22 protein-coding genes are annotated in these 23,382 nt (G+C 70.1%); 9 read left to right on the top strand and 13 right to left on the bottom strand.

Annotated elements, in window-relative coordinates:
• Positions 1 to 445: class I SAM-dependent methyltransferase (locus ON36_RS29460; RefSeq protein ID WP_174377624.1), on the bottom strand; the 445-nt coding region annotated here is incomplete at its 3' end.
• Positions 446 to 482: 37 nt separating this feature from the next.
• Positions 483 to 680, bottom strand: a complete 198-nt coding sequence (locus ON36_RS29455; RefSeq protein WP_043660588.1) for a hypothetical protein — start codon at positions 678 to 680, stop codon at positions 483 to 485.
• Between the two features lie 130 nt (positions 681 to 810).
• On the opposite strand from ON36_RS29455, the gene ON36_RS29450 reads away from it, so the two are divergent.
• Complete coding sequence (locus ON36_RS29450; RefSeq protein WP_083885525.1) at positions 811 to 1,833, top strand: alpha/beta hydrolase fold domain-containing protein; 1,023 nt, start codon at positions 811 to 813, stop codon at positions 1,831 to 1,833.
• 84 nt (positions 1,834 to 1,917) lie between these two features.
• Positions 1,918 to 3,006, top strand: a complete 1,089-nt coding sequence (locus tag ON36_RS29445) for a helix-turn-helix transcriptional regulator (RefSeq protein ID WP_043660586.1) — start codon at positions 1,918 to 1,920, stop codon at positions 3,004 to 3,006.
• A gap of 1 nt (position 3,007) precedes the next feature.
• Here ON36_RS29445 and ON36_RS29440 read toward each other — a convergent pair whose 3' ends face one another.
• The 4 genes from ON36_RS29440 to ON36_RS29425 form a co-directional block, all read right to left on the bottom strand.
• Entirely contained in the window at positions 3,008 to 3,652 is a 645-nt protein-coding gene (locus tag ON36_RS29440; protein ID WP_043660584.1) for a chymotrypsin family serine protease, read from the bottom strand.
• Positions 3,653 to 3,746: 94 nt separating this feature from the next.
• Positions 3,747 to 3,965: a hypothetical protein gene (locus tag ON36_RS33100; protein WP_052314497.1), complete on the bottom strand. Its 219-nt coding sequence runs from the start codon at positions 3,963 to 3,965 to the stop codon at positions 3,747 to 3,749.
• 125 nt (positions 3,966 to 4,090) lie between these two features.
• A complete protein-coding gene (locus ON36_RS29430) occupies positions 4,091 to 4,702 on the bottom strand; it encodes a GNAT family N-acetyltransferase (RefSeq protein ID WP_043660609.1) in 612 nt (203 codons plus the stop codon).
• An 88-nt stretch (positions 4,703 to 4,790) separates the two neighbouring features.
• A complete protein-coding gene (locus ON36_RS29425; protein WP_043660580.1) occupies positions 4,791 to 5,675 on the bottom strand; it encodes a LysR family transcriptional regulator in 885 nt (294 codons plus the stop codon).
• Positions 5,676 to 5,810: 135 nt separating this feature from the next.
• On the opposite strand from ON36_RS29425, the gene ON36_RS29420 reads away from it, so the two are divergent.
• Positions 5,811 to 6,188 carry a DoxX family protein gene (locus ON36_RS29420; protein WP_043660578.1) on the top strand — a complete coding sequence of 126 codons (378 nt, stop codon included), beginning with the start codon at positions 5,811 to 5,813 and terminating at the stop codon, positions 6,186 to 6,188.
• A gap of 21 nt (positions 6,189 to 6,209) precedes the next feature.
• Here ON36_RS29420 and ON36_RS29415 read toward each other — a convergent pair whose 3' ends face one another.
• The 7 genes from ON36_RS29415 to ON36_RS33090 all read right to left on the bottom strand — a co-directional run bounded on the left by ON36_RS29415 (position 6,210) and on the right by ON36_RS33090 (position 15,143).
• Positions 6,210 to 6,860, bottom strand: a complete 651-nt coding sequence (locus tag ON36_RS29415; RefSeq protein ID WP_052314496.1) for a hypothetical protein — start codon at positions 6,858 to 6,860, stop codon at positions 6,210 to 6,212.
• A 493-nt stretch (positions 6,861 to 7,353) separates the two neighbouring features.
• Positions 7,354 to 8,631 (bottom strand): site-specific integrase, encoded by a 1,278-nt coding sequence (locus tag ON36_RS29410; RefSeq protein WP_157225067.1) that lies wholly within the window; start codon positions 8,629 to 8,631, stop codon positions 7,354 to 7,356.
• Between the two features lie 48 nt (positions 8,632 to 8,679).
• Positions 8,680 to 8,928, bottom strand: a complete 249-nt coding sequence (locus tag ON36_RS33940; RefSeq protein WP_083885524.1) for a helix-turn-helix domain-containing protein — start codon at positions 8,926 to 8,928, stop codon at positions 8,680 to 8,682.
• A gap of 134 nt (positions 8,929 to 9,062) precedes the next feature.
• Positions 9,063 to 11,948, bottom strand: a complete 2,886-nt coding sequence (locus ON36_RS33935; protein WP_083885523.1) for a PrgI family protein — start codon at positions 11,946 to 11,948, stop codon at positions 9,063 to 9,065.
• Positions 11,945 to 13,816: a TrbL/VirB6 family protein gene (locus ON36_RS29400; RefSeq protein WP_157225066.1), complete on the bottom strand. Its 1,872-nt coding sequence runs from the start codon at positions 13,814 to 13,816 to the stop codon at positions 11,945 to 11,947. Before ON36_RS29400 ends, ON36_RS33935 begins: the two co-directional genes overlap by 4 nt.
• Positions 13,817 to 13,818: 2 nt before the next feature.
• Positions 13,819 to 14,217, bottom strand: a complete 399-nt coding sequence (locus tag ON36_RS29395; RefSeq protein ID WP_245558248.1) for a pilin — start codon at positions 14,215 to 14,217, stop codon at positions 13,819 to 13,821.
• Positions 14,214 to 15,143 (bottom strand): hypothetical protein, encoded by a 930-nt coding sequence (locus tag ON36_RS33090; RefSeq protein WP_157225065.1) that lies wholly within the window; start codon positions 15,141 to 15,143, stop codon positions 14,214 to 14,216. Before ON36_RS33090 ends, ON36_RS29395 begins: the two co-directional genes overlap by 4 nt.
• Before the next feature lie 476 nt (positions 15,144 to 15,619).
• On the opposite strand from ON36_RS33090, the gene ON36_RS33085 reads away from it, so the two are divergent.
• The 6 genes from ON36_RS33085 to ON36_RS29360 all read left to right on the top strand — a co-directional run bounded on the left by ON36_RS33085 (position 15,620) and on the right by ON36_RS29360 (position 23,366).
• Entirely contained in the window at positions 15,620 to 16,261 is a 642-nt protein-coding gene (locus tag ON36_RS33085; protein ID WP_157225064.1) for a hypothetical protein, read from the top strand.
• Between the two features lie 49 nt (positions 16,262 to 16,310).
• A complete protein-coding gene (locus ON36_RS29380) occupies positions 16,311 to 17,324 on the top strand; it encodes a TRM11 family SAM-dependent methyltransferase (protein WP_043660575.1) in 1,014 nt (337 codons plus the stop codon).
• A gap of 86 nt (positions 17,325 to 17,410) precedes the next feature.
• A complete protein-coding gene (locus ON36_RS29375; RefSeq protein WP_245558247.1) occupies positions 17,411 to 19,801 on the top strand; it encodes a type IV secretory system conjugative DNA transfer family protein in 2,391 nt (796 codons plus the stop codon).
• Between the two features lie 163 nt (positions 19,802 to 19,964).
• Positions 19,965 to 20,882, top strand: a complete 918-nt coding sequence (locus ON36_RS29370) for a replication-relaxation family protein (protein WP_052314489.1) — start codon at positions 19,965 to 19,967, stop codon at positions 20,880 to 20,882.
• A gap of 7 nt (positions 20,883 to 20,889) precedes the next feature.
• Positions 20,890 to 21,894 (top strand): C40 family peptidase, encoded by a 1,005-nt coding sequence (locus ON36_RS29365; RefSeq protein ID WP_043660570.1) that lies wholly within the window; start codon positions 20,890 to 20,892, stop codon positions 21,892 to 21,894.
• Positions 21,895 to 21,923: 29 nt separating this feature from the next.
• A complete protein-coding gene (locus ON36_RS29360) occupies positions 21,924 to 23,366 on the top strand; it encodes a cutinase family protein (RefSeq protein ID WP_043660568.1) in 1,443 nt (480 codons plus the stop codon).
• Positions 23,367 to 23,382: the final 16 nt, after the last annotated feature.

The following is a 23,382-nucleotide window of genomic DNA, read 5'->3' as shown; positions in this document are numbered from 1 at the left end:
TGGCCGCCAGCAGTCCGAGTTTGTCGCCGATGTAGTGCAGGCCGTGCACGCAGGTGACCACGTCGGCCGGGCGCGGCGCCCGCCACCGCGTCACCGACCCGGTGATCAGCCGGAGCCGGTCGGTGCGCGGGGCGGCGGCGAAGTACCCGACCAGGTCGATCCCGACGAGGGCGAGGTCGGCGTCGGGGAACTCCCGGGTCAGGCGGGTTTCGGCGTCGAGGAGCGCCCGGCCGGATCCGCAGCACACGTCGATCCAGGTCACCGGGCGCGCCGGGTCGGCGCGCAGGCGCGTGGCCAGCAGTTCGGCGGGATCGAAACCGAGTTCGCGGGTGTAGCTGTTCACCCCCGACAGGCCGCGTTCCCGGTTCATGGCGTTGTTGGCCACCACCGACGAGCGTTCCAGGGCCGCGTCGTCCAGGAGCCGGGGCGGCGAGTTCGGGCGCATCGCCCCATTCTTCCGGCGCCGGGCGCGGGCCGCCGGGTCAGTGGCGGTCGCGGAGTTCGCCGATGCGCCAGGCCAGCGCGGCCAGGCTGAGGAGGACGACCAGCAGCGCGAGCACGGCGGCGGTGCCGCCCCAGGCGGTCAGCCGGTCGAACAGCTCCTCCGAGGCGCGGGCGGCGAAGGTGCCGACCAGTTCACCGGCACCGCGGTCGGGGGCGGCGAGGACTACGCCGGACATCGAGAACCTTTCCACGACGGTCGATCGCGGTGATTCTAGCGCCGGTACCGGGCGATCCGTGCCCGCCGGTCACCGCCGCCGGGAACATTTCTCCAAGACGGCGGGCGCCCCGGACGGAGACCCTGACCTCATGCACACCGAAGCGCCGCCCTTCGCCCTCCGTGTCCTGCACGCCCTGCGCCCGGAACCGGACTGGGACACCGTCACCGCCGCCGACCTCGCCCGCTTCCGGGACGCGGCCGAGCGGACGGTGAACTCGCCCCTGGCCCGCCTGGTCAGCGGCTTCCCGAACCGCCACGTGACGATCGGCCGGCGACGAGTGCCGCTGCCCGATCGCGAGATCCCCGTCCGCGTGTACCGGCCCCGCCGCGCGCCCGACGCCACGCTGCCGCTGGTGGTCCACGTCCACGGCGGGGGCTTCGCGGGCACGGCCACCCAATGCGATTGGGCCAACAGTCATCTCGCCGCCGCGCTGCCCGCGCTGGTCGTCTCGGTCGAGCACCGCCTGCTCGACGAGCGGACGTCGATCGCCGACGCGGCCGACGACGGCTGGCAGGTCCTGGCCGTGCTGGCGGCGCGCGCCGCCGACTGGGGTGTCGATCCGGCCCGGATCGCGGTGGCCGGGGAGAGCACCGGCGCGCTCATCGCCGCCCTGGCCGCCCTGCGCGCCACCGCCGCCGGGCTCGCGCTGCGGGCACAGGTGCTGGTCAACCCCGCGACCGACCTGACCGAGACCCTGTTCGAGCACGACTCCCTGCGGCGGTACCCACACACCCCGACGCTGAGCGTGCCCGAGATGCGGGTGTTCCGGCGGCTCGCGGTGCCGCCGGGCGCGGACGCCCGCGCGGTCTCGCCCCTGCACGCCGACGTCGCGGGCGTCGCGCCCGCGCTGGTGATCGTGCCCCGGCTCGACCCGCTGGCCGACCACAGCCGCCGCTACGCCGAGCACCTGCGCGCGGCCGGGGTGGCCGCGCGGGTCGCCGAATATCCCGGCGCGCCGCACGCCTTCCTCACGCTGCCGGGGCTGGTGCGCGGGCAGGCCCGCGCCGCCCGCGCCGCGATCACCGCGTTCCTCGATGATCAACTCGACCCCCGGCGTCCCGGGCCGTCATCGCAGGTCAGGGCTGTTTCCAGGGGCACGGAGATGGACTAGAATCAGCTGTTGGCCGTGCCCTCGTCACAGGCAATCCCACTCGAAGAACTCCGCCATGCCAGCGTTCTCCGGCAGGAGGAGCGCATGTCGATCACGTTGCAGAGATTCTCGGATCTGGTCGCCGGCGTCCACGAAGCGGGCGTGGACCCCGACCGGTGGGACCACGTCATCGCCGACATCACCACCGTGTTCGGCGCCGAACACGGCTATCTCACCATCGCCGAACCGAGCGCGCACCGCGCCACGGTCAGGTCCGCCGACCCCGACCTCGCCGACCCCGTGTTCCGCAGGCTCGGCAGGCTGGGCGCCCTGGTCGACCGGCTGCCCGCCGGGCTCACCGTCACCGGCGACGAGGTCGTCACCGACGCCGGCGAGGCGGCCGCCCGAGCGGCGCTGACCGACGGGCTGGCCAACAGTTTCCTGGCCCGCCTCACCACCGACGTGCCCAGTTCGTGGATCTGCCTGGCGATGCCCGCGGGGCTCGCGGTGTCGGGTTGCGCGGCCGAACGGGGGCTGTTGCGCGTGCTGGTCCCGCATCTGCGGCAGGCGCTGCTGGCCCAGTCCCGGTTGCTGCGCCTGTCCCGCGAACGCACGATCGCCTTGGCCACCCTGGAGAAGGCGCCCTACGGCATCCTCGTGGTCACCGCGGCCGGGGCGGTGGTGTTCGCCAACTCGACCGCCCTCGACATCCTCGGCCGGGTCGACGGGCTCGCGGTGGACCGGGCCGGGCACGTGCACGCCGTGCCCGCGGCCAGGCACGCCCAGCTGAGCAAGCTCATCCAGCACGCCGCGAGCGCCGAACACACCGGCGGCAGCGTGGCGCTCCCCCGCCCGTCCGGACGGCGCAGACTGGTCGTGCACGTGGTGCCGCTGGACGGGATACCGACCGGCGACGCCGAACCGAGCGCGGTCCTGCTGCTGGTCATCGATCCCGACCGCGACCCCGTCCCGCCCCCGGACGCCCTGCACGACCTCTACGGGCTCACCGACACCGAAACCCTGGTCGCCCTCGCCGTCCTCCACGGCGACGGCCTCGCCGCGGTCGCCGAGGAACTGTCGGTGTCGCTGTACACCGCGCGCACCCACCTGCAGCACATCTTCACCAAGACCGGCACCCACCGGCAGGCCGAGCTGGTCCGCCTGTTGCTGACCAGCTCGATCGCGGCAGGCTGACTCACACGGGCCGGAAGCCGGCTCCCACGCCGCCGCCCGCGTCGACCTCGGCGAGCACCCGGGAGAAGTCGATCCCCACCTGCGGGCCGAGGCACGGCACGCTCAGGTAGCCGTTGACCAGCGCGACCAGGGTCGTCCCGACGACCACCGGACCGCCGGAATCGCCGACGAGGACACAGATCTGGGTCAGCGTCCAGGTGTCGGTGGCGAAGACGTCACCGTAGACCAGCCCGCACGTCTGCCCGGTCGTGCGGCCCTGCTTGCAGGCCACCGCCGGGAACTCCGCGGGCCTGCCGACCTCGGTGATGGTGGTCGCGCCGACGGTGTTCACCGGCGTCACCAGTTCGGCCGCGAATTCGATCACCGCGTAGTCCAGGGACGTGTCGCGCGATACCAGCGTGCCCAGCACGCCCGCGTCGGGATCGGCCTCCGCCGAGACCGTGGCCCCCTCGGTGTTGCAGTGCGCGGCCGTGAACCCCACCAGCCGACCCTGCCCGTCCCACCCGATGGTGGTCAACGTGCAGATCGACCCGTCCCCGAAGACGATGCCGGACCCGCCTCCGAGGGCGACCGGGGCCGCCGCGTGCGCGTTCCCGGTACAGAACAGAACCACTGCTACGAGCGCGAGAAACAATCGTCCGAACATGACGCTCCTGAGGTTTGCCGACAGCGGACGGGGGCACTCTCATGCCGTAGCAGGAGAGTGCCCGAGTGATGATTCCCGATCTCCGCGCGTCGGCTCAGACGACACACAGGGGGTAGAGAATCGGCAGGGTCACCAACACCGGAACGCAGGTCAGCAGCGCACCCGGAATGGTGATGAACGGCGACAACACGGCAGGCTGGACCTCTACCGGCATCGGAGTGGCGGGCTCGGCGACGGCGACACCCGTGCCAAGCGCGATCATCGGCGCAGCCGCGGCAACCATGACGGCGGCGCGAATCCTGTTCTTGCTCATGACTTTCCTAACTCGTGGTGTACCTCCATCAGGGGGCCGGCCCGGAAATCGGCCGACCTCCATCAAGAACAGCACTGTGCACAGGCGAAGTCCTCACCCGAACGGATGAGATCACCGCGCCCCGGTCAGCGGGCGGCGCGCCACATCCGCCACAGCGGCGGCCCGCCCGGCACCACGATCTCGTCGAGAACGTCGAACCCGAAGCGTTCGTAGTAGGGCACGTTCGCCGGATTGCTCGACTCCAGATAGGCCGGGGCGCGGTCCGCGTCGGCCCGGTCGAGGCCGGCCCGCATCAGCGCGTACCCGTGGCCCGCGCCGCGCGCGGCGGGCGAGGTGCCGATCATCGCCAGGTACCAGTGCGGTTCGGCGGGATGGTGGTGCTCGAGCAGGTCGCCGACCCGCTTGCCCGCGCCGATCCGACGGCCGAATCCGCGCAGCATGCCCGGCAGCGCCCGCACCTGCGCGCCCGCGCCGACCGGCCACATCCCCGGCGGCGTCCACAGCGCCGCCCCGGCCACCGCGCCGTCCGCGCCGCGGGCCAGCGCCGAGCCGCCCGCGGGCAGGAACAGATGCCGGGCGGCGGCCCGGAAGAAGTGCGGCAGCCCGGCCGACCGGCGCCGGGCGTCCGGCAGGATCCAGCTCATCACCGGGTCCTCCTGGAAGGCCGCGGCGAGCACCCGCGCCGCCACGTCGGCGTCCCCGCGTTCGGCGGGCTGGACCGCGGCACTCCGGGCCATGGGCGTCTCCTCGATCGTCACATCCGGTACCACCACCATGCCCCCGGCCGGGTCCGCGCGTCGACGGCAGGCCGCGCACCGACCCGTCTCAGAGGCGGATCGGCCCGAGATCGGTCGCGGTCCGCGCCAGCGCCCGGATCGTGGTGTCGTCCGCGGTCGACCGCCAGACCAGGGCCCAGCGCAGCTCGGGACTGTCGGGCATGGGCACGAAGACGATGCCGGGCGGGCTGTTGTAGCGTGCCGCGATCTCCCCGAAGGGATGCACGCATTCTCCGCCGGCGACCGCGGACAGCAGTTCGTGGAACGTCCGCGCGACCGGCCCGCGCGGGATGCGGCGCCCGCGCGGGGTGTGCGTGGGCACCATGGCGTCGACCCAGTACTCCGGCGCCGCGGGCCCCAGATCCGCGACGCGGTGATCGGCGAGGTCCTCCAGCGACGCCCAACCCCGCTCGGCGAGCGGATGTTCGGCCGGCACGGCCAGCACCCGGCGGCCGACGAGCACGGTGGGCCCGACGGTGAGATCGGGCTCGCGCACCGGTAGCCACAGCACGTTCACCTCGTGCTCGCCGGAGCGCAGCGCGGTGAACGGATCGCTGCCGTTGATCTCCCGGAACTCGACGCCCGCGCCGGGATGACGGGCGGCGAACGCCGCGACGAGCGGCCCCAGCTCGTGTCCGGCGTGCCCGAAGACGCCCACCCGCAGCGTCCGTCCCGCGGCCGCCGCCTCGGCACGGGCCAGCGCCTGCCGCAGCAGTTCGTCGACCTGCTGCAGGTCCGTGCGCAACCGGCGGCCGATCGGCGTCAGCGACACGCGGCGGCTGGTGCGCTCGAACAGCGGCGCCCCGATGCGGCGTTCCTGCGCGCGGATCGCCTGGCTGACCCTGGCCTGGGACACGTGCAGTCGCTCCGCCGTACGGCCGAAGTGCAACTCCTCGGCCAGCGTCAGGAAGATCTCGATGTCGCGTAGCTCCACTGATAACTCCAGTGTTATGGACAGGCGCCCGAATTGTACCTTGTTCCGGTGCCCGAGCAGGGCCGATGCTGACATCGGGCCCCGGCACACCGGCGGCTCGAAGCAAGTTCCCTCCAGCAGAACCGGAGCACTGTCGTGAACACCGTCCTGTGGATCGCCACCGCACTGCTCGCCACCGTCGCCCTGGCCGGTGGCCTCACCAAGACCTTCCTTCCCCTCCCGAGACTCGCCGCGGCCCACGGCGGCGAATGGACCGCCGACGCGGGCGTCACCCAGGTCCGGGCGCTCGGCGTCCTCGAACTCCTCGCTGCCGCCGGGCTCGTCGCGCCCCCGCTGCTCGGCATCGCGCCGATCCTGGTGCCGGTGACCGCGATCTGCTGGATCGTCCTGATGATCGGCGCCATGCGCACCCACGCCCGCCTCGACCAGGACGCCCTCGTCCTGGTGAACGCCTGCTACCTCGCCCTCGCGGTGTTCATCGCGGTGGGCCGCCTCGCCCTCGCGCCGTTCTGACCCGGGCGGGCGGCCCCGCGCTCAGCTACCCGACCCCGAGGACGCCGAGCCGTTCCCGCTGCCCGAGGAGCCGTTGCCGCTGCCGTTCGCGCTGCCCGACGAGCCGCCACCGCCGTTCTTGTGGCAGCCCGTCACCACCAGCTGCTGAGGGTCGGGCAGCCGATCGGCGGTCACCGGCCCGGAGCGGACGCGGAAGTAGATCGTCATCGTGCCGTCCTCGTTCGGCTCCGGCGCCCCGTCCGTCTCGAGCAGGGCGATCGTGGCCCGGCTGACGAACCCGTCGGGCTGGGCGTTGGTGTTGTAGGGGACCCCCGGCCAGGTCGCGACGCCCTCGGCGACCTCCGAATGCAGCGGCGGGTCGCCGACCCAGCGGGCCATCGGCCACGGGATCCCGTTCACCTCCCGCCACGGCGGCGGCATGTCGTCGGGGATCGTCGTCGCGTTCACCAGCGCCGGGTCGTTCTCCTGCTCGAACCACCAATCCGGTTGATAGAAGGTCGTATTCGTGAAGTTGGTCAAGCTGATCGTCGCCGTGCAGTCGTCGTGCGCCTCGCCAGCGAGCTGGATCCCGCCGACCTTGGCCACCGCGTTCCCGGCCCCGAGCACCGAGCCGAGCAACACCGCGCTCACGAACACGGTGCCCACCGTCGTGCGAGCAGAACCAGACACCATCCGCCCTACCTTCCGCCGCCCGCGGCTGCGCACGACCATCGCACACACCGCCCCGCGCCGCCGGGTAGGCGAAACCTACAAACACCCCCGGAAACCGGCAAGGACATCCCGACATCCGGTCCGATTCGTTGCCCGACCGTGACGACCCTCGGAAGGCCCTGGAACGAGAAAGGCCGGGTTCGGAATACCCGAACCCGGCCTCTGACGTGGAGCTAAGGGGACTCGAACCCCTGACCCCCACGCAGGGGTTCCAGATATCTCGTGGTTCCCATTGCTTCCCGGAATAGCCTGTGACCTGGGGTAACGGGACGTGGGCTTGTCCCGTCGCTTCCCATGGGTTCCCGTGATCGCCCGTTCAAACCGGGGGGTTAGTGCGGGGCTGGTCAAATTTGCGCCTTCCCAGCGGCCTGCGCCGTGCCGCCCCGGTGCGCTGCGGGGTACCTGCCGCCCTGTGTGCCCGATGGCGGGGCGCTCTCCGGTTGTCGCGGGTTCCTTACCCATCCTGGTTCCCGGGGTCGTCCTTGGCAGCGCCGGAGACAGATGGTGCCAACTGGTTGAGAGCCGTGGTGGAGTCGGGGGCCAGCGCGGGCCGGTCGATGTAGTGCTGTTCGGTGGTTGCGCTGTTGCGGTGCCCGGCCTGCCGCTTGGCCTGTTCGGCTCCGAACTCTTCTGCCACGGCGGTCAGGTTCGTCTTGCGGTAGGTCTTGGGGGTGATCCAGGCGTAGGTGGTTCCGCGAGCGGCGCGCCAGGTGCGGCCGAAGTTGTGGGGGTCGCGCCAGGTTTCGCGCCGTGAGGGGAAGATCGGAGTTTCGTCGTCGGGATCCCAGTCGTCGGCACCGAGTGACCGCAGTGTCTCGATGGTGAACGCCGGTAGCACGACGGTGCGGTACCCGGCATCGGTTTTCGTCCACTCCTGCCGGTACAGACCGACTCCGGTCACGCGGACGATGGTGCCGCTGATGGTCATCTCCCACGGTGTCGCAGAGGTGTCGACATCGCAGCGGCGGAACGCGAGGCATTCGCCGGGGCGGGCCCCTGTACCCAGGAGTACGTCGGCGGCGTTGAGGATGTCGGGGTCGCGTGCCGGGCCGCGAGTGTAGGCGGGTGTGCCGGGGATAGCTTCTCCTGCGAGCCAGGTTTCGAGCTGGGCGCGTAGCCCGTTGCGGGTTGTCTCGTCCATCGCTTTCGGTTTGGTCTTCTTGCGTTTGATCTTGCCGACTTCGCGCATGGGGTTCTCACGAATTGCCCCGTGCCGGACGGCGAGGCTCATCATCCCGGTGAGGATGATCTTGTGGCACTGGGCTTTGCGGGTGTGCCCGTTCTTCTGGATCATCTTCAGGTGGGCATCGAGGTAGGAGGTGTCTGCCTCGAACAGCCGCACACCACTCATCGCCGTCTTGATCTTCACAGTATCTTTGCGGGCACGCGGATCATCGGAGGGTTCGATCTCCTCCCGGTACCATTGCAGGGTTTGTGGGAGCATTGTCTCGTCCAGTTCCATTTCTTCGAGCCAGAGATCCGCCAGGACGGGAATGAGGGTGTGCCGGGTGACGGCACCGCCGCCGATCCTTCGTCCCTCGGACTTGATCCGTTCCTGAACGACTTCTCTGACTCGGTTCTCTGCACCGGTTTTGCTGGTTCCCCATCCCTCGATCCGAACGGTTTCGCCACTGTACGAGCGGTATCGGGCTCTGGCCCTGTATTGCCGTGTCCCCAGTTTCGTGCAGCTGATCTTGCCGTGTGTTCCCATTGCCAACGCTTGCCGAGGCATCTGTCGAGCACCTTCCATGACTGTTTTGCGATGCGGAAACGGTAGGGTTCACGCACTTTCCCCGAGGTCAAGCTGAGCGTCCTCCCATGCAAGGAGGTCACTGAATCGGTATCTCCGATATCTGCCCATTCGGGCGAAGCGTGGACCCTTTCCGAGCGAAGCCCAGTTCGCGAGGGTTTTCTCGGGGATTTGCAATCGGCGAGATACTTCCTGCGTGCTGAGCCAACGGTCCGCCACCGAATTCTGAATTTCTCCATTTCCCGGCGACGGGTCTATATTCACGCTCGATACAGCCATGGGGTCAAGCGCCGCAGTCGAGTTGTTTTTCGATCTGCGGTTTCCCCTGTTTTCGATTGCACGGTCCGGGGTTGATTTCGATGCAGTCGGGTGATCGACAGACCTGCGGTCGGGGGTCATCGCTGGATTACCTTTCACGCGGACGTTTCTGGGGTGGGCATCGGGAGCAGTGGTGCACCGAGGTCGACATCGGCATAGTTCGCATCGCCATCGCCCATAGAGATGAGTTCACTCGGGTCGGTTGTGATGAGCGCGTTCTCCGTGGGCGAGGCCAACGACCCGAACACCGCGCGGTCGGTGCCGCCGACCGCGAGCAGTCCCGAACCGCGCGCGGCGGAGAGGAGGAACTGTTGTTCGCCGTCGGAGAGGTGGAAGGCGGTAGCGACCTCGTCGATGGCTTGGGGTGCTTGGCGTAGGAGGATTTGGGTGGCGGCGTTGGAGATGATCGCGCGGCCCAGTTCGGTTGAGCACACATCTGCGCAGTCCTGGGTCGCCACGGTCAAACCGGCCCAGTGTTTGCGGAAGCTCTTGGCCGCCCGGAACAGAAACGCCGCTCCGGCGGGTTCGCGCAGGAGCAGCCATGCCTCGTCCACGGTGATCATGCGTGGCCGCCGCTGGCCAGGGTTGGAGACCCGCCGCCACGTGGCATCCAATACGAGCAGGGTGCCGATGGTTTTCAGTTCATCGGGTAGCTCTCGTAGCGAGAACACGATCATCGCGCCTTCGGGTTCGGTGGTGGTGGGTCCGTCGATCAGTCCGGCGTAGGCGCCCTCTCCGGTGTAGGGGTGAAGTCCGGCGGCCAGCTCGACGGCGGCGGCCGTGCCGCCTTGGTCGAGTTGGTCGCGCAGGTCGCTCAGGGTTGGTGCGGGTCGGGTCCAGGTGGCGGGGTCGTCGGTGATCCCTGCGGCGGTGTAGGTGGCCGCCAGGGCGGCGTCCAGGGCGGCGCGCTGCGCGGCGGTCTGGTCCCCCATCAGCACCTGGATCAGGTTGTGGCAGAACAGTTTGCGCCGGGTGAGTGCGTCGGCTGGTGCGCTACGACGGCCATCGGGCCGGGTATGGACTTCCAGGTCGAACGGGTTGAGCCGGACCCCGGGTGCACCGAGGCGGATGTTGGTGCCGCCCACGGCCTCGCTCAGGCGCCGGTATTCGTCTTCGGGGTCGATGACGACCTGCTCGATCCCGCGATACAGCGCCCGCAGGATCTCGGTCTTGACCAGGTAGGACTTGCCCGCCCCGGAGCGGCCCAGGACGACGAGGTTGTGGTTGTGGGCCTCAGGCCCGAACCGGTCCACGAACAACAACCCGGAGGCGGCGTCGCGGCCGTAGAGAACGCCCTGGGGCCGGTCGGCCTGGGCGGGGTCGGCGGCGGGGAGCTGCGGTGAGTCGAAGGGGAAAGCCGCGGCAAGGGCGGTGGTGTCGAAGGTCCGCTGGACCCGGATCAAGTCCAACCCGAGCGGCAGCGTCGTCACCCATGCCTGCGCCGCTCGATAGGACAGGGTGCAGGTGTCCACGAGCAGACTCGCCGCCAGCGCGCGGACGGCGGCGACCTCGTCGGCCAGTTCGGATTCCGAGGCGGCGTGCACGGTGAGATAGACCCCGACCCGGAACAAGCGTGCCTCGGCGCGGGCGACGCGGGCCGACAGGTCAGCGGCGTCCTCGACGGCGACGTCGACCTGTGGATCGGTCAAGCGGCCCCGGCCGAGGTCATGCATCCGGGAGGATTCGAGGCGGGCTTGCTGGCGGCGCAACCGGGTCGCGGCGGTGGCCGGATCAACCGGCTCGACGTGCACGGCGACCTCGACTCTGCCGGGGTGTGAGAGCAGGGGCGCGAGCCAGCCGGCCGTCACCTCGCGCGGGTACCCGGTGACCGCGAGGGTCGCACTCCAATCCGAGCCGATCTCGAGATGACGAGTGCCGATGGTCAGGGATTCCGGGGCGAACCGGTCGAGCCCGTCCCCGGCGAACGGGTCCGGTGTTCGGGTATCAGGGGCGGTGGTGATCACTGAGTCGGCGGGGGCGATGTCGGCGGCGGCCGAGACCAGCCCCTCAGGGTTGGTGCAGCTGGCCAGCACAGCAGTGGCGGCGTCATGGTCGAGGGCGGTCACCGAGATCCCCAGCGGCGACAGCACATCGGCGGCCTCGTTCATCCGACGCAGCAGCCGGGACTCAGCCGCCCGGCGCGCAGCACCCGAAAGAGTGGACCGGGCTCGACGCTGTCCGGGTAACCAGGCACGCAACCCGCCGGTGGGAAGGGACTCGGTGCGTTCACGCCACACGAGCAGCACCTGCCGGTGCACCGGATCTTCCCGGGCGGCCAGCTCGGCGAGGTGATCGGCGTGATCGAGGGCTGCCGCGGCGAGCTCGGCCGACATCTGCGCGGCGGCGGAGTGCAGGCCAGTGATGTGCTCGGTCAGGTCGAGGCGGGCCGAGCGGATGAGGATCTGGACAGGTTGGCGCAGAGTGTGCAGCCAGCCCGCGAGCTGACCGACCAGGCTGTCCTGTTCGGCCGGGGTCCGCAAGCTCAGGTTAAGGGTCCCTGCGACTGCGATGGCGGCGAGGCCGTCGGCGCCGAGGTCGATCACTCCGACCCCGCCGGTACCGCTGCTGGCTACCGACTCGGGCAGGTGGGCCTGCTTCGCGGACAGTTCGGCGGGCACCGGTAGTCGGGGACGTCGACCTTTGATGCCCGATGTCATCCAGCGCGGTGTCTGGGCCTGCGTGCTGCGGCCGGGTGATCGGGTGAGGTGGCGTGGGCGCAGGCGGTGGCGAATGGCCGCAACGAGCAGCAGGTCGGCCGACAGGCCGTCGCGGCGGGTGAGCACCGCGACGGCGACGACGACGAACACCAGAGCAGCGCCGCCACCGAAAACCGGTAGAGGCAGCAGCGACCGCGTGGCGACCCAGGCTGAATACAGCAGCACGGCAGTGATGGCGAGGACGGCGAGCTGGCGGGCGGTGAACGGCCCCAGCAGCCGGTCGGAGCGGTCGACGTCGGCGGGGATACGCACGATGGTGCTCATTGGAGAGTTCCTCCTCTCGGGGCGCGGGGCGCACGGCGGCGCACGGGCAGATCCGGCATGGGCAAATGCAGCTGCCTACCCGCCGGACGCGCCGGTGTGGAAAGTTGTGGCGGGTTCGGCGGTGGTGCAACGGGTTTGACCCTGGTGACCGGGAACGGGAGCGGGTATTGGCCGCTGCGGTTCGGGCGAAGACGCGCGTACGGGTCGGGCGGGGTGGGCTCGGTGAAGTCGAAGGCGAGCTGTTGCGGTGTAGCGCGGCGGCCAGGGCGCTGCGGCGGTGGCTCGGGAGGCGGGGGCGTTGTTCGGACCCGCCGTACCGGGATCGGGAGCGGGTACTGTCGCCCGGCCCCGGCGCGGATGCCCCGGTACGGGTCCGGTGGAGTGAAGTCGAACGCGAGCTGGCGGCCCCGCGCTGAACGGTTCGGGCGCGGCGGTGGCGTGCTACTCGCCTGGGCCGGTGCCGGGCTGGGTTGGCGGGCGACTCGGCGGACTCCTTCCAGGGGCAGCATGAGCTGCCCGTCGCGCGTCGAACGCACCCGCGCGTACGGATCGGGTGGTCCACTGCTGGCGGCGGCGCGAGGTGCTCGTGGGGCGCGGACGGGTCGCGCGCTTCGCCGTGCCGATGCCCCCGTCGCGGCGGTGCGAGCGGTGCTCGAGGTGGCACCTTTGAGCAGGCCGAGGGTCTTGTAGGCGAGGAATCCGCGCACGATCGAGCCGAGAAACGACCGGCCTTGCCCGATCTTGAGTACCGACAACAGCCACATCGGGGTCTTGATCAGGATGAACATCAACGCCAAAGCGACAGTGAGATCGGCGATCTCGTTCGCGTCCGGGCCGAACACGTGCCATCCGCCAGGAGTCAGCAGCACCCGCAGCACGGTCACCAGAGTCAGTGATTGCACGACCTGGATCGCCAAGCACGCGGCGAAGGTGCGCCACCACCACCGCGCGATGCCGTCGAGGCCGGGTAGCCCGTGACACATCAACGCCAACGGCGCGCCCACGATGAGCAGGATCGTGATCGTGACTCGCACGACGTAGGAGATGAGCAGCACCAGCAGCATCACCGACAGCGCCAACTGGAGCAGGATGAACACGCCCCGGCTCTGATTGCTGGTGACCGCCAGCTCGGTCAGGGCGTCGGCGGCCGAGCCTGAATCGACGCCGTTTCCGGCCAGGGCACCGGCGAGGGCGTTGGCGAAACCGATTCCGGCGGTAGCGATCGTCATCGACAGTCCCCCGGCCGCGAACCCGATCACCAGCCGGGGTGCGAGTTCGCGGATCGACCATTGGGTTTGGACGGTCTCGCGCATCGTCAACAGCACGCCTGCGGCCATCACGACCAGGACGTAGAGGGCTGCCACGATCTGCCAGGACTGATTCCACAGCGCCCCGATCTCCGGTATCTGCCCGGGTTCGGGTGTGGTGAGCAGAGTTTGCGACAGCAGTTCCAGCAGCGGGTTGAGCGAGGTCTCCACGATCCGCCGGAAGAACCCGTCGACCGCGTTCTCCACACACCCGTTGATATTGGTGACCCCGCACTCGGCCGACCCCGACCCCGAACCCGAATCGGTTCCGGGTGCCGGTGCCGTTGTCGTGCCGGGCGCGGTCGTCGTGGGTGGAGCGGTGGTCGAGGGCGGTGTCACCCACCGGCGCGGGGTTGTCGTGGCCGGTGGAGTGGTTGACGGCGTGGGGGTGGGAGGTGCGGTGGTCACCGGCGGAGTCGGTGTCGGCGTGGCGGGTTGGGCGGCGGCCTCGCCGGAACTGGTGAGCGCGATCAGGAACGCGAGCACCGCCGCTGCGGTGGCGGCGACGACCGGGGAGAACCGGACCGGTTTCGGCGGTGGTGCCTGGGCTGTGGTGGTCACGGTCAGGCTCCGATGATGGACTTGAGCACGGCGACGATGACCGGTGCCAGCATCGCCAGCGCGTATCCCAGGCAGGCGGCGCGGAAGGCGGTTTTGGCTTTCTCGATCTCGCTGGGGTCACCGCCGCCGAGCAGGTAGCGGGCTCCGGCGATGGTGAGGAACAACGTCGCCAGTCCGGCGAGGATGCCGACCAGCCAGTTGCGGGCGTTGTCGATGACTTCGCCCAGCGAGGAGGCGATGGCCAGTACCTCGGTGTGCGGCGGTGCCGCCGAGGCAGATCCGGCGATCAGCAGCAGGACTGCGCTCATGGCCGCGACCGCGAGCACCCGCAGCCAACGCCGTCCATGCTGCCGAGGCTGCCGTGGCGTGGTCTGGTTGAAGTGTCCCCGGTTGGTGTTCATGCCGCGACCTGCCCGTGCTCGGTGCTCGACAGTGCCGGGACCGCTGAGTGCGGTTTCGGCCGGCGACCTCGCCGCGGGGACCGATCCGGCGGCGCGAGGGCGGTCACCGCCTCGGCTTCGACCGGGCTGCTACGCTCGGGATCGAGGTCTCGGACGCGGTCGTTCAGCCATGCGAGTAGAGCGCGTTCGGCGCGGGGGCGCTGCTTGCGCAGCTTCCACAGCGACACACCACGTTCGGCAGCCAGGGCGGTCAGCGACCGGCCTTCCCACCGCGACGCGGCGATGAGTTCGGCCGCGTCGGCGGAGATCACTCCAGCGGTCACGGCATCGGCCAGCACCGCTTCGGGATGACCTGGACCCGAGACCAATGCCTGGCGCCGCTCCCCCAGCGAAGCCAGGTCACGGTCGAGGTCGCCGACGACAGTTGCGCCTGTTCGCTGACTGGTTGCTGCCGCGAGAGCCGCGCGGTAAGCGCCCCACCGTAATCGGTGCCAGACTCCCGGCGTCTCAAGTCCCACGCGCGGGAGGTGGGACAGGAACGCGGTCAGGATTTCGGACTCGATGTCGTGGCGGGCCGGGTGGTTGGAGGGGACGCACTCGCTGGCGGCCCGCGACAGCATCGGCGCGGCCAGCCCGGCGCAGACGAGCATCGCGTTGTCGTCGTTGGCGCGGACTCGTTGCAGGAGCCACACCCAGATCGCGTCGACCTCTCCCATCGGGGTCGCCGAATCCCACAGGCGCTCACGCAACTGCCCCCATGTCCGCACCGAGGCGGCGGCCGGGTCGGGCAGTGTTGTCGACATCGGGCGCGGGTCGGTGGGCATGGTTTCGGCGGCGATCCGGTCGAAGCCCGCCCAAACCACCGCCAGCGGCGAGCCCGGCTTTGCACCCGGTCCCGCATATGTCGCGACGTGTGAATTCGTCACTACAGATCTCCTTGTTCGGTCGAGAAATTCCGACCTCGCAAGGACACCTCGCGGCCATATCCGAAACGCACCCAAACCCTATCCAAACCACACCCAAACCATATCTGAAACATATCCAAGTCATATCCTGGGCGAGTTGGCTAATATTTCGCAATCGCTCGCCGCGCCGCCGCTGGGTCTTGGATATCCGCGCGGATATACCCACTCAACTGCATCTGTGAAGTGGCGGATATCCCCAGGATATGAACCAGATATGTTTCAGATAGGGCGCGGATAGAGCAGTCGAACAGTGTCGGCAACCCGGCGAAAAAATTCTCGAAAAAAGTTCCCCACCGACCGAGTGGACGACTGTCCCGGTGGGCAGTGATTTCGCACTCAGGAAATTCTCAGAAAAATTATCGGGTGACCGTGTCCCGATTTCGGCTTTTTGGCGGAAGTAAGCGAGTACACACCGCTCTCTCGCTCAGGAGGCCGCAATGCCCGCCACTTCCCGACCTCGTTCCAGCTCCGCCGCTGTGCGCGTCCCCTCGACCCTGTGGGCGCTGGGCTCCGAACCGGTCGACCCTCATGACCGTTGGCCGGACCGGGCTCTGGTCCACACAATCACCGAGTTCTCCGCGCCCGGCGCGCGGGTGATGCTGGCGGGCTGGCCCGCCCCCGTCACCCGGGGCGCGTTGCGGATCATCGAGTCCGACACCGCCGCCGCCCTGTCCACGGTCGGGGATCTGGGCCGCCACGGACTCGACGCCCCCACCGACCGGCCGTGGACGGTTGAGCCGGTGGATCTGGTCGTCGCGAGTCTGCTCGCCGATCACCTCGACCCGATCGCCGCCGCCGAACACATCACCGCGCTCGCCACTGACGTCCTCGCGATGGGTGGGTTGCTGGTCGTTTTCTCCCGCTGCCGACACAGTGCCTCGGGGACGTTGTTCGACCCGGCCGGATCGGTCGTGGCCGCCGCCCAAGCCGCCGATCTGCTCTACCTCCAGCACATCATCGCCGCCCCCATCTCCGGGCATCAGATCACCGCAACTGCTGCCCTGGCTCCCTCCGGCAACGCGCGTCACACCGTCGCGCACACCGACGTCTTCGTCTTCCTCCAGCCCGCCCACGGCTGAGCCCACTCACCCGCTGCCCCACCGCAACTCTCACGCGAAGGACACCCGTATGACGCTCGAACCGACTACCACCGCCACCGCCGATGTCGACTCCGGCAGCCCCGCACAGACCGGCTCCACTGTCGCGCCGGTGTCGGTGTGGGCCACTGCGCAGACCGCGCCCACCGCGCAGCGGCGGGGCCGCTATCACCCCGACAGCACCGCCCATCCGGCGAAGATGTTCCCCGCCATCGTCGCCCACGCCGTGAATACCTACACCCGTCCCGGGGACCTCGTGCTGGACCCGATGTGCGGGATCGGCACCACCCTCGTCGAGTCCCTGCACCTGGGCCGCCGCGCGGTCGGGGTGGAGTACGAGGGCCGGTGGGCGGAGCTGGCGCGCACCAACATCGGCCTGGCTCGCGAGGCCGGGATCGATCTCGCCGCGGACGTGTTCCACGGCGACGCGCGCAAGCTGGGCGATCTGATCCCGGCCGAGCTACGCGGGCAGGCGCGCCTGGTCATCACCTCCCCGCCCTACGGCGATTCTCTGCACGGGCACGTGCGCGCCAACCGCAAGGACCCGGTTCTCAAGTCCAACCACCGTTACGGCGCGGTCCTGGATCGCGGCAACCTCGCCAACGTCGGCCTCGGCCGCCTGCTGTCGGGGTTCACCAAGATCCTTGCCGGTGCTGCCGAATACCTCGCTCCGGGTGGCTATGTGGTGATCACCGCGCGGCCGTGGCGTCAGCACGCCGAACTGGTGCCGCTGCCCGCCCACCTCTACACCTGCGGCGAGCTGGCCGGGCTGGTGCCGGTGGAGCGGTGCGTGGCGCTGCTCGGACGGCTGACCGAGGGCGAACTCGTCGCCCGGTCGAGCTTTTTCCAGCGCGACTTCATCGTCAAGCAGCGCGCGGCCGGGCTGCCGATGCACCTCATCGCCCACGAGGACGTCATCATCCTGCGCAAGCCCGAAACCAGCGAGGCGACCGAACGCCGCCGCGCGGCAGGACGATTCCCGTTCAGAGGCGCAGCGACACTGCCGAACGCCGAGATCCCCGGTTCGGGATCGGTGTCCGCATGAATCCCGAGCAGGGATGGCTCGGCCGGGCGCTTCTCGCGCCCGACCGGGCCCTGGCCGACCTCCGCGAAACCCTCGAACACGCACTCGTGTCCACCGGCGGGCTGTTCGTCGTCGCGGCCGGTCTCGCGGTGCTCGCCGCGGTGCGGCTCGCGGTTCGGTGGCGGCGTGGCCGGCTGAGTGCGCGTGCCCGCCAGATCACCGTCCTCACTCCACCCGACGTCGATGCCAAAGGCGCACTCAGCTTCTGGGCCCACCTCATCGGGCAACTCCGACCTGCGTGGGCGAGAACCCTGCTGGGCCAACCACATCTCGGGTTCGAGTACGCCGTCACCCCTGAGGAAGGAGCCGCGATCCGGCTCTGGGTGCCGGGTGCGATCCCGCCCGGCCTCATCGAACGCGCCATCGCCTCCGCGTGGCCCGGCGCGCACACCGACACCGTCGAACCCGCCCGGCCGCCGTTGCCGACCTCGGTGACAGGCGTGCGGCGGGTGGTGGCCGGAGGGGAGTTGCGTCTCGGGCGCCGTGAGGGCCTACCGCTCAGTACCGACCATCCCGGTGACTTGGTTCGCAACGTGATCACCGCCGCCGACGATCTGGCCCCCGGCCAGGCCACCTGCGTGCAGATCCTCGCCCGCCCGGTGACCGGCCGCCGCGTCGCCCGGGCCACCCGCGCCGCGGCGAGCACCAGCAGCCGGGCCGGGGTCGTGACGGGTGTGTTGCGTGAGGCGTTGAACCTGTTTACGCCCGGCTCGTCCACTACCAGTGTCTCCCCCACTGCCGCAGGTGGGACGGGGAACGGAAGGGCCGCCGACCGGCAGATGTCGCTGGAGTACAGCGCCGCCGCCCGCGCGGCAGCGGCCAAAGCCCGGGGCGCGCACTGGGAGACGATCGTCCGCTATGCCGCCTCGATCCCGATCTCCACCGACCCTGACGAGATCAACTCGACCGGCGAAGCGCGAGCGGTGGCGCGCGGGCGCGCGGACGCTCTCGCCACCGTGTTCGGGGCCTGCACCGACCACAACTACTACCGGCGACGCCGTCAGCCCTTCCGACTGGAGCGGTTGATCCGGCAACGGCAGCTCGGGCGCGGGGACGTGCTCTCGGTGCCCGAGCTGGCCACGATCGCGCATCTGCCGACCGACGACGGACTACCCGGCCTGCAGCGCGCCGGAGCCCGAGCCTTGTCCCCAGCTCCGGAGATCCCCGTCGGCGGGCAACACACGAAACCGTTGGGCATGGCCGACACCGGAACCCGCCGCCCGGTCGCGGTCAAGGTCTCCGATGCGCGGCATCACCTGCACATCCTCGGCCCGACCGGTGTCGGCAAGTCCACGTTGTTGGCACGCACCATCCTCGATGACGCCGAGGCAGAGCGTGGGGTAATCGTCATCGACCCCAAAGGCGACCTCGTCACCGATGTCCTCTCACGGCTGCCGTCCCGCATGGCCGATCGCGTAGTGCTCTTCGACGCCGACTCCTCCGCCCCGCCGCCGTGCGTGAACCCCCTCGATATCGGCCGGATCGGGCGCGCGGGAACCGATCTCGCCGTCGACAACCTCGTCACCGTCTTCCACCGCATCTTTCACCAATGGTGGGGGCCGCGCACCGACGACATCATGCGCGCCAGCCTGCTCACCCTCTGCGCACAACCGGGCACCGCGACCCTGGCGGACCTACCCCGACTGCTCACCGAATCCGCGTTCCGCTCCAGAGTTACCCGCACCACCAAAGATCCGGTGCTTCGCGGGTTCTGGGACGCCTACGAACAGCTCTCCGACACCGGCCGCGCTCAACTCACCGGCCCTCTGCTGAACAAGCTGCGAGCGTTCCTGCTGCGACCGTTCGTGCGCTCGGCCATCGCGGGCGGACCCTCGACGGTCGAGTTCGCCGACATTCTCGACAACGGGGGCATCTGCCTCGCCCGATTGCCGAAAGGCTCACTCGGAGAAGAAACCTCACGGCTGGTCGGGTCGCTGCTGGTGGCCAGGACATGGCAGGCGGTGACCGCGCGAGCCCAAGTGTCCTCTGCTGACCGGCCTGACGCGGCGCTCGTGCTCGACGAGGCGCAGAACTTCCTCAACCTGTCCACGCCGATCGAGGACATGCTCGCCGAAGCCCGAGGACTGCGCCTATCGCTGCTACTAGCCCACCAGAACCTGGGCCAGCTCTCGCGCGAACTGCGCGACGGCATCTCCGCCAACGCCCGCAACAAGGTCATCTTCGCCGTGTCACCCGACGACGCCCGCGATCTGGCCCGCCACACCGATCCGTGGCTGTCCGAGCACGACCTGTCCCACCTAGACGCCTTCCACGCCGCCGCCCGCCTGCTGGTCGACGGCCGCAACGCTCGCCCGTTCACCCTCACCACCCGCCCGCTCGACCCGCCGATCCCGGGCCGGGCCCGTGAGATCGCCGCTGCCGCTCGCGCCCGCCTGGCCGCCCCAGCCTCCACGCCTGCTTCAGGCCCCACCGACTGACTCAGCCCTCCCGCCCCCAACCCTCGCGTGTCCAATCTGACGCCCGAGAAAGGCAGTGCCACACATGCTTTCCCGCCCCGACCAGCAAGCCGACAGCCGCCGACCCCGCCTCGATAACCGGCCCCGACCCCGACCGCTCGACCTGACCGCGCTCGTCGGGAAGTTGACCGAGCGGGACCGGTGGCTCCTGCGGATGCTGCACGAGCACCGCGTCCTGACCACCAACCAACTCGCTGATCTCGCCTTCCCCACCCCTGCCAAGGCGTTGCGGCGGCTGACCTTGCTGCACCGCTACGGCGTGGTGGATCGGTTCCGGCCGTTGCGGACTCGGGGCAGCGCGCCGATGCACTGGGTCCTCGCTCCCGCCGGGGCCAGGGTGCTCGCCGCGGAAGCCGGGATCACGGTCCGCGAGCTGGGCTACAACCACCAACGGGCCCTGGCCGTCTCCCACAGCCTGCACCTGGCCCACACCCTCGGCATCGCGGACTGGTTCACCGCCCTGATCGCCAACCCCGCCCACGACCAGCGCGGCGAACCCTCCCACGTTCGGGCGTGGTGGTCCCAGACCCGCTGCGAACGTCTCTGGGGAGACCTCGCCCACCCCGACGCCTTCGGCCGCTACACCTACGCCGAGACGACCCTGGACTTTTATCTCGAGTACGACCTCGACACCACCCGAGGCTTGTCCAAGGTCGCGGCGAAACTCAACGGCTTCGCCGAGCTGGCACGCACTACCGGCACCGTCACACCGGTGCTGTTCTGGGTGCCGACCCTTGCCCGCGAAACCCGAACCCGCGCGGCATTGCGCCGGACCTGGGAACAGCTCCCCGACCCGGAGGCCGTGCCCGTGGCCACCGCCGCCGCCGAACTCGTCTCCCCCGGCCCTGAGGCCAGCCCCGCCGAGCAGGTGTGGCTGACGCTGGGGCCCGACACCGAACGCAAACGCCTGCACCAGCTCGCCGCCGTGTGGCCTCGACGCACGCCACCGGCCGAGGAGATCGAACCGGAGCCGACAGCGCTGGGCGGCATCATCACCCTCGCCCCACCGCCACCCCAGCCGCCGACCTCCGAGTCGTGGTGAGGTAGCGATGCTGGTCAAGTCCCTCGGGGCGGGATTCGCAGGATTCGTGTTCCTCACCGTCGTCATCGCGACCGTCGTCAGCGCCGTCGTCGTGTTCGACCACGCCCTCGCACCCACCCCAGGGGGCTCGACCGGCACCGGCTCGACACCGAGCACCGAAGCCCAACAGGACATCCCGGCCGAGATGCTCGTGCTCTACCAAGCCGCCGCCGGGAACTGCCCCGGCCTGGACTGGTCGGTGCTCGCCGCGATCGGCAAGATCGAAACCGACCACGGCCGCTCCACCCTGCCCGGAGTGTCCTCCGGCGAGAACAGCTCCGGAGCCGGTGGCCCGATGCAGTTCCTCGCCCCCACGTTCGACTCCGTCGTCTCGCGGCATCCCCTGCCCGCCGGTGGCGCGAACCCGCCCTCGCGCTACAACGCCTCCGACGCCATCCACGCCGCCGCGTTCTACCTGTGCGACTCCGGCGCGCCCGCCGACATGTACTCCGCGATCTTCGCCTACAACCACGCCGACTGGTACGTCCGCGACGTCCAGGACCAGGCGGCCCGCTACCGCACCACCACACCCGACACCTCCGGCGGCGACTGCTCCACCGCGTCACCGACGAACCCGACGGCCGCACAGGTGATCTCGTTCGCCTGCGCGCAACTCGGGCTGCCGTACGTGTGGGGCGGCAACGGGCCCGAGGTGAACGGTGGCTGGGACTGCTCGGGACTCACCCAAGCCGCCTACCGCGCCGCCGGGATCTCGATCCCGCGCGTCACCAGCGACCAAGTCCACACCGGCACACCGATTAACGAGGACCAGCTCGTCCCCGGCGACCTCGTCTTCTACGGCACCGCCGCCGACGTCCACCACGTCGGGATCTACCTCGGCGCAGGCCAGATGGTGCACGCACCGACCTTCAACGAGCCCGTCCAGGTCTCTCCCTACCGGTGGAACGGCGACGACTACTACGCCGCCCGCAGACCCCTCCCCGCCCACGACGACTCCCGCGCCGCCTCCTAACCCGCCCCACCACGAACGGAGAACAGACCATGCACCGCAACAACTCCCAGCTCCACCGCACCATCCGCGCGGCACTCTGCGCGGCCATCACCGCGACCACCGTGGCGGCCGGTGTCGCCGCCGCAGAACCCACACCCGACCGCACCGGTACCCAGTGCGCGCGCTGGACCGCGCTGCTGGCACCGGGCACCTACGAGACAACCCCGACCACCGGGCAGGCCACGCCCGGGATCCTCACCCAGCTCGGGCAATCCCTAACTGCCCGCTACGGCACCGACATCGAGGTCCGCACCCTCGCGCCCTCCGCCGGTGCCGGTTCGGTGAGCCAAGTCGACCTCACCGCGGCAGTGAAGGGGCTGTGCTCGGACACCCGAGTCGTTGTGGCCGGCTACGGCCAGGGCGCCGAGGTCGCCGGCGACCTCGCCACCGCCCTCGGCAACCGAGGCGGGCCGATCCCGGCCTCGCGAGTCCTGGCGGTCGCGCTCGTCTCGGACCCGCGCCGCGACCCGGCCACCGCCCAGCTCGGCACCCCGGTCTCCGGGCAGGGCGTCACCGGGCCGCGCGCGCAGGGCTTCGGCGAGCTGACCGACCGGGTCCGCACGCTGTGCCTCGACGGCGACAGCTACTGCTCGACCACCACTGAGTCCTCGCCCGTCCTCGCCGCGGTGAGCCGCGCCCTCACCACAGCCACCACGACCACTGCGGCTCCGACCAGCACCAGCTCACCCACCACCACAACGAAAGCCCCCTCGACCACGACGAGCACACCGACCATCAGTATCGGGTCGACCTCGACCGGGCAGATCAGCGTGTCCCAGGTCCTCGCCCAGGTCGTCACCGTCCTGAACAGGCTCGCCAGCCTCACCGCGAACGTACCCGCCATCATCAACGACCTCGCTCAACTGCCTGGCCTGCTCACCGCCTCGGACGTGCCCGGCCTGCACCGCGTCTCGGGAGACCTGAACAACCAGTTCGCGCCCCTGGTCGAGATGGCCGATGGACTCGACCTGCGACTGGTGGCCCGCGCGCTGGCGTTGGCCGCACCGCTGGACACGACCGGAGTCGCCCTGATCGCGGCCGAGATCGTCGGTGTCCTGGCCGGACTCGACATTTCCCGCATCGCCACCGATGTCGGCCGAGCCCAAGAGATCGCCTGGACCGCCGCCGAAGCACTCGCCAAGGGCGACCCCGTCGCAGCGCTTCTCGCGTTGACCGGGTTGGCCCCGGTCGCCACCGATCTCCTCTCGGCCACCGCCGCCGCGTTCACCGGCACCACGTTGCCTACCCTGACCCAGACCTACACCACCACCACGGCCGGGGCGGGCACAGCGGGCAGCAACGCCACCGGCACAGGCACCGCCGATCCGGCCGCCCATGACGGCGACACGGGCGCGTTCGACGTCAACGGCTACAACGCCGCCGCCCCCGTACTGACCGACTGGATCACCCAGGCCATCGACCGCAGCAAGTAGCCCGCGCCCTCTCGCA

Source organism: Nocardia thailandica NBRC 100428, assembly GCF_000308795.1.
GTDB classification, from domain to species: domain Bacteria; phylum Actinomycetota; class Actinomycetes; order Mycobacteriales; family Mycobacteriaceae; genus Nocardia; species Nocardia thailandica.
This window is presented reverse-complemented; position numbering and strand designations above follow the sequence as displayed.

Bases quoted from the DNA above. Each gene is read 5' to 3' on its own strand.
- ON36_RS29455 (WP_043660588.1), bottom strand. From the start codon at position 680: ATGTCCGGCGTAGTCCTCGCCGCCCCCGACCGCGGTGCCGGTGAACTG.
- ON36_RS29450 (WP_083885525.1), top strand. From the start codon at position 811: ATGCACACCGAAGCGCCGCCCTTCGCCCTCCGTGTCCTGCACGCCCTG.
- ON36_RS29445 (WP_043660586.1), top strand. From the start codon at position 1,918: ATGTCGATCACGTTGCAGAGATTCTCGGATCTGGTCGCCGGCGTCCAC.
- ON36_RS29440 (WP_043660584.1), bottom strand. From the start codon at position 3,652: ATGTTCGGACGATTGTTTCTCGCGCTCGTAGCAGTGGTTCTGTTCTGT.
- ON36_RS33100 (WP_052314497.1), bottom strand. From the start codon at position 3,965: ATGAGCAAGAACAGGATTCGCGCCGCCGTCATGGTTGCCGCGGCTGCG.
- ON36_RS29430 (WP_043660609.1), bottom strand. From the start codon at position 4,702: ATGGCCCGGAGTGCCGCGGTCCAGCCCGCCGAACGCGGGGACGCCGAC.
- ON36_RS29415 (WP_052314496.1), bottom strand. From the start codon at position 6,860: ATGGTGTCTGGTTCTGCTCGCACGACGGTGGGCACCGTGTTCGTGAGC.
- ON36_RS29410 (WP_157225067.1), bottom strand. From the start codon at position 8,631: ATGCCTCGGCAAGCGTTGGCAATGGGAACACACGGCAAGATCAGCTGC.
- ON36_RS33940 (WP_083885524.1), bottom strand. From the start codon at position 8,928: ATGGCTGTATCGAGCGTGAATATAGACCCGTCGCCGGGAAATGGAGAA.
- ON36_RS33935 (WP_083885523.1), bottom strand. From the start codon at position 11,948: ATGAGCACCATCGTGCGTATCCCCGCCGACGTCGACCGCTCCGACCGG.
- ON36_RS29395 (WP_245558248.1), bottom strand. From the start codon at position 14,217: ATGAACACCAACCGGGGACACTTCAACCAGACCACGCCACGGCAGCCT.
- ON36_RS33085 (WP_157225064.1), top strand. From the start codon at position 15,620: ATGCCCGCCACTTCCCGACCTCGTTCCAGCTCCGCCGCTGTGCGCGTC.
- ON36_RS29380 (WP_043660575.1), top strand. From the start codon at position 16,311: ATGACGCTCGAACCGACTACCACCGCCACCGCCGATGTCGACTCCGGC.
- ON36_RS29365 (WP_043660570.1), top strand. From the start codon at position 20,890: ATGCTGGTCAAGTCCCTCGGGGCGGGATTCGCAGGATTCGTGTTCCTC.
- ON36_RS29360 (WP_043660568.1), top strand. From the start codon at position 21,924: ATGCACCGCAACAACTCCCAGCTCCACCGCACCATCCGCGCGGCACTC.